Annotated in this window: 13 protein-coding genes and 1 pseudogene; 4 read left to right on the top strand and 10 right to left on the bottom strand. The window is 72.8% G+C overall.

What is annotated here, in order from left to right; genetic code table 11:
• Positions 1–197: 197 nt before the first annotated feature.
• The 3 genes from AC2W7G_RS04330 to AC2W7G_RS04340 all read right to left on the bottom strand — a co-directional run bounded on the left by AC2W7G_RS04330 (position 198) and on the right by AC2W7G_RS04340 (position 1,631).
• On the bottom strand, positions 198–464 hold the full coding sequence (locus tag AC2W7G_RS04330; RefSeq protein WP_485867354.1) for a hypothetical protein: 267 nt from the start codon (positions 462–464) through the stop codon (positions 198–200).
• A complete protein-coding gene (locus AC2W7G_RS04335; protein ID WP_485867355.1) occupies positions 433–849 on the bottom strand; it encodes a hypothetical protein in 417 nt (138 codons plus the stop codon). Before AC2W7G_RS04335 ends, AC2W7G_RS04330 begins: the two co-directional genes overlap by 32 nt.
• A 218-nt stretch (positions 850–1,067) precedes the next feature.
• The gene (locus AC2W7G_RS04340; protein ID WP_485867356.1) at positions 1,068–1,631 is read right to left on the bottom strand and encodes a hypothetical protein; all 564 of its coding nucleotides are present in this window, start codon (positions 1,629–1,631) and stop codon (positions 1,068–1,070) included.
• A gap of 353 nt (positions 1,632–1,984) precedes the next feature.
• Here AC2W7G_RS04340 and AC2W7G_RS04345 point away from each other — a divergent pair.
• Together AC2W7G_RS04345 and AC2W7G_RS04350 are read left to right on the top strand one after the other, a co-directional pair.
• Positions 1,985–2,470 (top strand): annotated as a pseudogene (locus AC2W7G_RS04345) (DUF222 domain-containing protein); the annotation flags it as partial.
• 137 nt (positions 2,471–2,607) lie between these two features.
• The gene (locus tag AC2W7G_RS04350) at positions 2,608–3,288 is read left to right on the top strand and encodes an HNH endonuclease signature motif containing protein (protein WP_485867357.1); all 681 of its coding nucleotides are present in this window, start codon (positions 2,608–2,610) and stop codon (positions 3,286–3,288) included.
• 89 nt (positions 3,289–3,377) lie between these two features.
• Here the strand turns inward: AC2W7G_RS04350 and AC2W7G_RS04355 are convergent, their stop codons facing one another.
• The 5 genes from AC2W7G_RS04355 to AC2W7G_RS04375 form a co-directional block, all read right to left on the bottom strand.
• Entirely contained in the window at positions 3,378–3,953 is a 576-nt protein-coding gene (locus AC2W7G_RS04355) for a DNA-3-methyladenine glycosylase I (protein WP_485867358.1), read from the bottom strand.
• Positions 3,950–4,459, bottom strand: coding sequence for a hypothetical protein (locus tag AC2W7G_RS04360; RefSeq protein ID WP_485867359.1), 510 nt, complete (start codon positions 4,457–4,459; stop codon positions 3,950–3,952). Before AC2W7G_RS04360 ends, AC2W7G_RS04355 begins: the two co-directional genes overlap by 4 nt.
• Complete coding sequence (locus AC2W7G_RS04365) at positions 4,456–5,130, bottom strand: LOG family protein (RefSeq protein WP_485867366.1); 675 nt, start codon at positions 5,128–5,130, stop codon at positions 4,456–4,458. The genes AC2W7G_RS04360 and AC2W7G_RS04365 overlap by 4 nt, the downstream gene beginning before the upstream one ends.
• Positions 5,131–5,189: 59 nt before the next feature.
• Positions 5,190–6,251, bottom strand: a complete 1,062-nt coding sequence (gene dapE, locus AC2W7G_RS04370) for a succinyl-diaminopimelate desuccinylase (protein WP_485867360.1) — start codon at positions 6,249–6,251, stop codon at positions 5,190–5,192.
• Positions 6,252–6,378: 127 nt separating this feature from the next.
• Complete coding sequence (locus AC2W7G_RS04375) at positions 6,379–7,068, bottom strand: VOC family protein (RefSeq protein ID WP_485867361.1); 690 nt, start codon at positions 7,066–7,068, stop codon at positions 6,379–6,381.
• A 70-nt stretch (positions 7,069–7,138) separates the two neighbouring features.
• On the opposite strand from AC2W7G_RS04375, the gene dapD reads away from it, so the two are divergent.
• Entirely contained in the window at positions 7,139–8,086 is a 948-nt protein-coding gene (gene dapD / locus AC2W7G_RS04380) for a 2,3,4,5-tetrahydropyridine-2,6-dicarboxylate N-succinyltransferase (protein ID WP_485867362.1), read from the top strand.
• Here the strand turns inward: dapD and AC2W7G_RS04385 are convergent.
• Positions 8,083–8,250 carry a hypothetical protein gene (locus tag AC2W7G_RS04385; RefSeq protein ID WP_485867363.1) on the bottom strand — a complete coding sequence of 56 codons (168 nt, stop codon included), beginning with the start codon at positions 8,248–8,250 and terminating at the stop codon, positions 8,083–8,085. The two genes, dapD and AC2W7G_RS04385, sit on opposite strands and share 4 nt — an antisense overlap.
• On the opposite strand from AC2W7G_RS04385, the gene AC2W7G_RS04390 reads away from it, so the two are divergent.
• Positions 8,249–8,911: a hypothetical protein gene (locus tag AC2W7G_RS04390; protein WP_485867364.1), complete on the top strand. Its 663-nt coding sequence runs from the start codon at positions 8,249–8,251 to the stop codon at positions 8,909–8,911. The genes AC2W7G_RS04385 and AC2W7G_RS04390 overlap by 2 nt on opposite strands.
• A 90-nt stretch (positions 8,912–9,001) precedes the next feature.
• Here AC2W7G_RS04390 and AC2W7G_RS04395 read toward each other — a convergent pair whose 3' ends face one another.
• Positions 9,002–9,793, bottom strand: a complete 792-nt coding sequence (locus tag AC2W7G_RS04395; RefSeq protein ID WP_485867365.1) for an ABC transporter permease — start codon at positions 9,791–9,793, stop codon at positions 9,002–9,004.
• Between the last annotated feature and the right edge of the window lie 135 nt (positions 9,794–9,928).

The raw sequence follows: 9,928 nt of genomic DNA on the forward strand, positions 1-9,928 counted from the left end.
TGGCCGCCGGACCGGCGCTCGTCCAGGCCGCGACCAAGCGGTCGCTGGCCCACGGCGCCGAGGACGGGCTCGTCGGCACGATGCAGCTCGAGACGCAGCGCGCGGCGATGCTGCGTCGGACGCGCGGCTGAGGATCGGGCCCGGACGCAGCAGCGTCCCCCGGAGGACCGAGGGACGCTGCTGGGACGCGGTGCGGGTCAGGCGGTGCGGTCGGCCTGCTCGCGACGCACGACGTCGGCGTGCTGGGCGACGAGCTGCTCGCGCAGCTCGGCCTCGGCGCTCTCGATGGTGGTGAGCTCGGCCTGCAGGCGGCGGACCTCGGCGCGGGCGCGCTCGAGCTCGCTGCGCAGGCTGGTCAGCTCGGCCTGGGCAGCGGCCAGCGACTCGCGCTCGGCGGCGAGCTGGGCGTCCAGGGCGTCGCTGCGCTTGCGCTCATCCGCGAGCCGCGTGCGGGTCTCGTGCACGGCCGACTCCAGCGCGGTGACCTGCTCGACGAGCTTGGTCTGGCGCTCGACGCCGGCGCGCACGGCGGGCGCCCATGGCCTCGGCGAACGCGGCCTGCTCGTCGGAGCGGGCGGCGGCGGTGCGGGTGTAGGACTGGGCGGTCGCGGCACGGTCCTGGGCCCAGGCGCGACGGACGTGACCGGTCTCGTCGGAGAGCAGGCGTGCGGCGACGGAGCCGGCCAGCACGGCGTAGACGACGGCCGCGACGAGGAAGCCGGTGGAGCCGGCGGAGATCGCGGCGACACCGACGACGGCGGCGGTCAGCAGCAGGGCGACGGCGGCGAGCGTCCGGGTGGAGCGGCGCGCACGACGGTCGGTGCGGGGGGCGTCCGTGGTCTTGGCCATGGCGCCAGGCTAGGCGTGCCGTGCCGTTTTTCCCGGGAGGCGCGCGGGGCCACGGCCGGTGAGTCCTTGGCACGCGTCTCGCCGCGGAGCGGTGAGCTGGCAACCACGGCCGGGTGCGGGCGGTGTGTGGTCCACGACCTGCGACGGACGTCGGTGAGTCGTCCACCACCGACGACGTCGCGGTCGTGGACGACTCACCGCCCCCTGAGCGGCTCCGGTCAGCGCAGCCAGCGGCTGTACTGACCGGGACGACGGAACCAGTCGTGCCGTCCGTCGGGGTGCTCGCCGTAGTCGGTGTTGACCGCGACGCGGACGCGTGAGGCGCCCTCGAAGCACCGCATCGGGATCCTGACCCGGATCGTGTCGCGCGACCTGCTGTAGGTGTACGGCCGCCGACCACGCAGGCACGGGCCCCAGTCGCCGTAGGCGTCCTCGGGCTCGGAGCCGACGCGCACCCGGAACCAGCCACGGGCCGAGCCGGCCAGCCACTCCATCCCGGGAACCGCGAACAGGTAGTCCGGGCTGCGCGAGCCGGTCGTGTCGTAGTGGATCCAGAACAGGCTGGAGTCGTCGCGGCCCGGCCGGACGACCTCGCGCAGGCGGATGGTCGTCACCAGCCAGCGCTTCGACTTGTTGATCTTCACCCAGCGGACGTCCGCGTGGCTCGGCGCGTCGCCGACGCGGTCGCGGTACGTGACGCTGGTGGCGGCGTCGGCCGAGGTCGGGACGGCCACGAGGAGGGTGGCCGTGACGGCGGCGGCGAGGACGGACGAGACGCGCATGATCTCTCCTCGGACGAGGCCGCCCCGGGGCGGCCGGTGCAGGTCGACCAGCCGTAGGTCGGGGCGGCCGGGCCGCCTACGGTCGCGCCGCCATGCTGCGGGGTCCGTGCGGGGTGGGGTGCGCCGTGGCTGTCGCCCGCTCCTGGGCTTGTCGAAAGGAGTCTTCTCGAGTGGCGGCCGAGGGGCTGAGGACGACGGGGTTGGGCGGGTGGTGCGGTCCCTTCGTCGGCTCGCCCACCCTTCGCTGGCTGAGCTTGTCGAAGCCAGAAAAGCGCTGGAGTTCTGGGGATCTCGAGTGGTTCTTGTCAGCCCCTTGAAGTAGACTAGAACAAACGTTCGACGGAGGTTTTCGGATGCTGATCGACCAGCTGGAGCGCTTGCGCGGTGAGCTGCGCGAGCTCGAGGCGTGGTCGCTGACCGACGCTGAGCTGCGGCTCGTGACGGTCGAGCTGCAGCGGACGATTGCGAGCCTGACCGAGACCGCCGTGCGCCTGGCCGTCGCCGCCGAGGACCGGGCCCTCCCGCGTGAGGACGGGTCCGCCTCCACCGTGGCCTGGCTCGCGTCGACCACGGGCATCGCCCGGCGGGAGGCGTCGCGCATCGTGAAGCTCTCCCGGCTGGATGCGACCCGCGGCCTGGCGACGCGTGACGCCTGGTCCTCTGGCGAGGTCTCGACCGAGCAGGCCAACATCATCCTGACCGCGCTGGACCAGCTGCCCGACTGGTTCGTGGCCGAGCAGCACGACGACGCCGAAGCCACGCTCCTCGGTCACGCCCGGGAGTTCGCGGCCGACGACCTGCGGCGGCTGGCGAACCGGATCGTCGAGGTCGTCGACCCCGACTCCGCGGACGAGGTAATCGGGGAGCAGCTCGAACGGCAGGAGAAGCAGGCCTGGTCCGAGGCCCACCTGACCTTCACCCCGCGCGTGACGGCCTCACCTGGGTGCGCGGCGCGCTGCCCGACGTCCAGGCCGACATGCTTCGCACCGTCCTCGAAGGCCTCTCAGCTCCCAGACGCCTGGACGCGTTGTTCCGCGACGTCGACGGCGACCACTCCGACTCCGAGATCGGCCGGCTCGACCACCCCCGCCGGATGGGGCAGGCGTTCTGCGAGCTGATCGAGCACCTGCCCACCGACTGCTTCCCGCAGGCCGGGGGCCTGGTCGCGACAGTGACGGTCAACATCGACCTCGACGACCTCACCGACAAGGTCTCCCGCGCGACGCTGAGCACCGGCTGCGACCTCTCGGCCAGCCAGGCGCGACGCCTGGCCTGCAACGCCAGCATCCTGCCGGTCGTGCTGGGCGGCGACTCGCAGCCGCTCGACCTCGGCCGCGGGACCCGGCTCCACGACAAGAACCAGCGCATCGCCCTGGCGAAACGCGACGGCGGATGCTCCTGGAAAGGCTGCGACCGACCACCCGCGTGGTGCGAGGCCCACCACCTCACGCCGTGGAGCCAAGGCGGCGAGACCAGCCTCGACAACGGCGCCCTGTTCTGCTTCGCCCACCACCACCTCTTGCACGACTCGGACTGGTCAGCCCGGCTCGCCGAGGACAACGTCGTCGAAGTGATCCCGCCACCACGGATCGACCCACTCCAGCGACCCATGCGGCACGTCCGCCACGTGAGGCTCCGCCCCCTCGTCCCCACCTGACCTCTCGACAAGCTCGAGGAGCGGGGCCGTCCCACTGCTGCCTGAGCTTGTCGAAGGCTCCCTCGAGAGGCTCGAGGAACGGCGATCGATCAGGCGGTCGGGCGCACCACGCAGTCGGCCAGGTGGTCGTCGACCATGCCGGTGGCCTGCATGAGCGCGTACGCCGTCGTCGGTCCGACGAAGCGGAAGCCGCGCTTCTTCAGCGCCTTGGCCAGGGCGGTCGACTCCGGGGTGACGGCCGGGACGTCCGCGAGCGTCCGCGGGGCCGGGTGGTCGTCCGGGGCGAACGACCAGAGCAGCTCGGTGAACGGCTCGTCGAGCTCCAGGTAGGCGCGCGCGTTGGCGATCGTCGCGTCGATCTTGGCGCGGTTGCGGACGATGCCGGCGTCGGCCAGCAGCCGGGCCCGGTCCTCCTCGCCGAAGCCGGCGACCACCTCCGGGTCGAACCCCGCGAACGCGGCCCGGAACCCCTCGCGCTTGCGCAGGATGACCGCCCACGAGAGCCCTGACTGGAACGCCTCCAGGCTGACCCGCTCGAACAGGCCGCGGTCGTCGCGGACCGGGCGGCCCCACTCGGTGTCGTGGTAGGCGGTCATGTCCGGGGCGTTGCCCCACGGGCAGCGCAGCACGCCGTCGGCCCCCGGCTCCGCCCCGCGCCCGGTCACGACGCCGCCCCTCCCGCCAGCCCGGCCACGAGAGCAGAGCCACGCTCGGCCACGCGACGCAGCACGCGCCGCTCTCGACGCGACCACGACGGCACGTACTGCTCTCCGGACGGCGTCACCGACGGGAGGTTGCACCCCCAGAACAACTTGTCGTGCACCCGAGCGCGCACCGCCCCAATCGGACGAGGTCGGCCGAGGGCCCCGGCGACGTCCTCGACCAGGTCCCACGCGCCCAGCAGCGTCGCGCAGTCGAGCACCTCGCGTCCCGAACGCGCCTCGCTGGTCGCCGCGTCCAGGTCCACCCGCTTCGCCTCGGTCACCGGATCCGTCGCCATGCCCTGGTCGGTCGCAGCACGCCCGAGCGCGTCGACGTCCGCGAACACGGCCACCGGCTGCTGCCCGACCGTCAGGAGTCCGACCTTGTCGTCGCCGTCCCACGTCTCCCCGACCAGCGCGTCACGACCACGGACGCGCACGGGCACCGGAAGCACGACGCGCTCGGTCACGACTTCTTGGGGAAGGCCTCGAGCGCCTCCTCGACGTCGTCGGTGAGGACGATGCGGTCGAGGTCGGCGGCGACGATGTTGCCCGCGGTCAGCATGGTGGTGCGCATCCACTCGATCAGGCCCGACCAGTAGTCGACGCCGACGAGGACGACCGGGTACTCGGTGACCTTGTGCGTCTGCGCGAGGGTCAGCGCCTCGAACAGCTCGTCCATCGTGCCGAAGCCGCCCGGAAGCACGAGGGCGCCGTCGGTGTACTTCACGAACATCGTCTTGCGGACGAAGAAGTACCGGAAGTTGATGCCCAGGTCGACCCAGTCGTTGAGGCTCTGCTCGTGCGGCAGCTCGATGCCGAGGCCGACGGAGACGCCGCCGCACTCGGACGCGCCACGGTTGGCCGCCTCCATGATGCCCGGCCCGCCGCCGGTGACGACGGCGTAGCCGCGCTGGCACAGGCCCTGGGCGATGCGCTCGGCCTGCTCGCAGGCCGGGTCGTCCTGCGGGGTGCGCGCGGACCCGAAGACCGCGACCGCGGGACCGAGCTCGGCCAGGGCGCCGAAGCCCTCCACGAACTCGGACTGGATGCGCAGCACGCGCCACGGGTCGGTGTGCAGCCAGTCGGTGTCGCCGTGGCTGTCGAGCAGCCGCTGGTCGGTGGTCGTGTCCTTGACCATGCGCCGGCGCAGCCGCACCGGGCCCAGGTGGGTGTCGCCGTACGTCCGCTTCTCGTCGTTCACGCCTGCAGCCACCTGTTCATCGACTCCTCCACCTGCCGCAGCTGCTCGACCGGGACGTGCTCGTCGGCCTTGTGCGCGTACAGCGGGTCGCCGGGGCCGTAGTTGACCGCCGGGACGCCCAGCCTCGTGAACTGCGAGACGTCCGTCCACCCGAACTTGGGTCGCACCTCCCCGCCGACCGCGGCGACGAAGTCCTGCACTGCCGGACGCGACAGGCCGGGCAGCGCGCCGGGCGAGGAGTCGGTGACCTCCAGCTCGAAGCCGGCGAACACCTCCTGCACGTGCTTCAGCGCCTCGGCCTCGTCGCGGTCGGGCGCGAAGCGGTAGTTGACCGTCACACGGCACTCGTCGGGGATGACGTTGCCGGCCACTCCGCCGCTGACCAGGACCGCGTTGAGCCCCTCGCGGTACTCCAGCCCGTCGATGTCGACGCGCCGCGGCTGGTACGCGTTGAGCCGGGCCAGGACGTCGTGGGCGGCGTGGATCGCGTTCGAGCCCATCCACGAGCGCGCCGAGTGCGAGCGCTCGCCGCGGGTGACGACGTCGAAGCGCATCGTGCCCTGGCAGCCGGCCTCGATGCCGCCGTTCGAGGGCTCCATGAGGATCGCGAAGTCGCCGGCCAGCAGCTCGGGACGCTCGCGGGCCAGGCGCCCGAGCCCGTTGTGGACGGCCGCGACCTCCTCGGCCTCGTAGAAGACGTACGTGACGTCACGGGTCGGCTCGGCGAGGTGGGCGGCCAGCCGCAGGGCCACCGCGACGCCGCCCTTCATGTCGCACGAGCCCAGGCCCCACAGGACGTCGCCCTCGAGCCGCGAGGGGAAGTTCCCGTTGGCCGGGACGGTGTCCAGGTGGCCGGCCACCACGACGCGCTCGGCGCGACCGAGGTCCGTCCGGGCCACGAGCGTGTGGCCGTCGCGGACGACGTCCAGGTGCGGGGCGGCGCGCAGCACGGCCTCGACGGCGTCGGCGATCGCCTGCTCGTCGAAGCTCTCCGAGGCGATGTCGACCAGGTCGGCGGTCAGCGCGACGACGTCGCGCGTGGGATCGAGGGAGGGCACGCCCTCATCATGGCAGCCGGACAGGCGGCCCTCCCGGCGGACGGGACGGGCGGGTCCCTGCAACAGGCTCCGGGAGCGGGACGCCGGCACCTGGAGCGCGACGCCGGCCGAGCCCGGCGGAGCCTGGTCAGTCGTCGAAGACGCAGAACTCGTTGCCCTCGGGGTCGGCCATGACCGTCCAGTCGACGCCGTCGCCCTCGGCCCGCAGCACGGTGGCGCCCTTCGCGACCAGGTCGTCGACGGTCGCGCCGTCGACGAGGTCGACGTCCCAGTGGATGCGGTTCTTCGTCGTCTTGGGCTCGGGCACCGGCACGAAGTCGAACGACTCGAACGGCGCGCCCGGCACGTCGTCGAAGTAGGAGTATCCCGAGTCGTCGTGCGTGAGCGTGCCGCCCATGACGTCGGCCCACCACCGCGAGATGGCGACGTGGTCGGACGCGTCGACGACGATGTCCTTGAGCCGGTAGTCGGGCAGCACACCCTCGCGCGTCCACTCGAAGACGCAGAACTCGTCGCCCTCCGGGCCGGCGAAGACGGTCCACGGGAAGCGGCCGGTCTCGGTGAGCTGCTCGAGGTCGGCGAAGTCGTCGAACGAGGCACCCCACACGTCCAGGTGCACGCGGTTCTTGACCGTCTTGGGCTCGGGCACCTTGTTCGGCCACACCGTGTGGTGCTCGGTCGCCCCGACGAGCTTGACGTCCTCGGGGTCCAGGTCGGGACGTGCCGTCTCGACGCCGAGGATGCGCGAGTAGAAGGTCCCGCCGACGTGCAGGTCGTTGACGTCGACGCACAGGTCCTTGAAGGTCACCAGGCTCATGGGACGAACCTAGGCCGAGGGGCGGACCGACGCGACCGGTCCGTCGGGTCCGCCCGATACCGTAGGAGCCATGACGGATGCTGCTGCGAAGACGGGTGCGTACGCCTGGGGCGTCGCCACGGTGACCGACGAGGGTGACGTGCTGGACGTCTGGTACCCCCAGCCCCACCTGGGCACGCCGGCCGAGCACGACCTGCAGCCCGAGGGGCTGGACGCCCTCGAGGGCCGCGACGAGGTCCGCCGGGTCGACCGCGTGGTCGTGCACACCGTCGTCGACGACCTGTCCGCGGCGCCGGCCGACGCCTACGACGCCTACCTGCGCCTGCACCTGCTCTCGCACCGTCTCGTGCAGCCGCACGGGCAGAACCTCGACGGCATCTTCGGGCTGCTGACCAACGTCGTCTGGACGACCGTCGGCCCGTGCGCCGTCGCCGACTTCGAGGCCACCCGCCTGCGCGCCCGCGCCGCCGGCCTGGTCGTCAGCGTCACCAGCGTCGACAAGTTCCCGCGCATGACCGACTACGTCGTGCCCAGCGGCGTCCGCATCGGCGACGCCGACCGCGTCCGGCTCGGCGCCCACCTGGCCGAGGGCACGACGGTCATGCACGAGGGCTTCGTGAACTTCAACGCCGGCACGCTCGGCACCGCGATGGTCGAGGGACGCATCTCGGCCGGCGTCGTCGTGGGCGACGGCTCCGACGTCGGCGGCGGCGCGTCGATCATGGGCACCCTGTCCGGCGGTGGCAAGCAGGTCATCTCGGTCGGCACCGGCTGCCTCATCGGCGCCAACGCCGGCATCGGCATCTCGCTGGGCGACGACTGCGTCGTGGCCGCCGGCACGTACGTCACCGCCGGCAGCAAGGTGACGCTGCCCGACGGCTCGGTCGTCAAGGCCTCCGAGCTGTCCGGCCAGGACGGCCTGCTGTTCCTGACCAACAGCGAGAACGGTCGGCTCGAGGCGCGTCCGCGCGCCGGCCGCTCGGGCGTCGAGCTCAACGCGGCGCTGCACGCGAACTAGTGCGGCGGGCGAGCTGGGTCGTCGCCGCGACGGCGGTGGCGGCCGGTGCCGTCGCGCTCGTCGCGCTGCTGACGACGAGCCGACCGCGCCGAGTACTGCGTCGCCCAGGTCGACACGCTGCGCGCGGAGGTCGACCTGGAGCAGGCCCGCTGGACCTCGCTCATGGCGGCGATGGCCGCCGAGCGGGGGCTGCCGGCGCGGGCGGCGACCATCGCGATCGCGACCGCCTACCAGGAGTCGCGCATCCACAACATCGACTACGGCGACCGCGACTCGGTCGGCCTGTTCCAGCAGCGGCCGTCGCAGGGCTGGGGCACGGTCGAGCAGATCCTGGACCCGGCGTACGCGATCGACCGGTTCTACGACGCGCTGGTGAAGATCGACGGCTACACGCGCCTGGAGATCGCCGACGCCGCCCAGCGGGTGCAGCGCTCGGCCTACCCCGAGGCCTACGCCGACCACGAGCCGTTCGCCCGGGCGCTGGCCTCCTCGCTCATGGGCTACAGCCCGGCCGCGTTCACCTGCCAGGTCAACGTGCGTGAGGACGGCACGCTGCGCGAGGTCGAGGACCTCGTCCGGGCGTCCTTCGGGGCGCTGGACGTCGACCGCCGCCGCGAGGCGCTGGAGTACCCGATGACCGGGGCGTCCGACCAGCGCGTCCGGCGGGGATGGCGCCTGGCCCAGTTCCTGGTCGCCAACGCGGCCCGGCTCGAGCTCACCTCGGTGAGCTTCGCCGGACGCACCTGGACGGCGCAGGACTCCCCCGACGGCTGGGTCGAGGACGCCGACGCGGCCTCCGACCGGGTGCGCGTCACCGTCTCCTGACGGCACCCTCACGCTGAGCGTGACGTCGTTGCGGCGGCACGCGGCGTGTCGCATCAACAGCGTCACGCTCAGCGAGGACGGGACGGACGCTCAGGTGACGTCGCGGCGCAGCGTGGTGAGCCGGGCCAGCACGCCCAGCACGACGACGTAGCCGAGCAGGACGGCCAGGCCGCCCCAGCGCGGCAGCAGGTCGCCGGCGCCGCCGACCATCGCGTAGAACGACTCGCCGACGACGGCGTCCGCCGCGGCCCCGGGCAGGAACTGCGCGACGCCGCTCGTGGCGTCGAACGCGCCGAGCACCGAGCGGGCGATGGGCTCGACGAACTGCGTGAAGGCGAGCACGACGACGATCGCCACGACCTGGTTCGTGAGCAGCGCGCCCAGGACGACGCCGACGACCGCCCAGACGGCCAGCACCAGCGCGGTCAGCAGGACGACCGCCAGCACCTCGCCGTCGCCCAGGAACGCGCCGTCGCCGCGCCAGGCCAGGACCGGCGCGGACGAGACGACGGTCGCGCCGGCCCCGGCGACGCCGAACAGCAGGCCGACGAGCAGCGTCGCGGTCAGCTTCGAGGCCAGCAGGACGTCGCGGTCGGGCTCGGTGAGCAGCGTCTGACCGAGCGTGCGGTGACGCACCTCCCCGGTGAACGCGAGGGTGCCGAGCAGCAGCGGGAAGACGTACCCGATGGCGTTGCCCAGCGAGTAGATCGACACCGCCGCCTCGGCACCGGCCAGACCGGTGTCGGCGCTGCCGGCCTCGGACAGCGTGAAGGCCATGACGACGCCGATGAAGCCCAGGTAGGCGACCATGACGAGCAGCAGCACCCACCACAGGCGGGTGGTCAGCAGCTTGCGCAGCTCGGCCTTGACGGCGGCGTTCATCGGGCTCCCTCCCGGTCTCGGTGAGGCGCAGGAAGACGCTCTCCAGGTCCACCGCGCGGTCGGCCAGCTGGTGCAGCTCCAGCCCGGCGCCGAACGCGGCCGCGCCGACCTCGGCGCCCCGCCACGCCCCCGCAC

It is taken from the genome of Aeromicrobium sp. PFPM2_SD2, assembly GCF_057364525.1.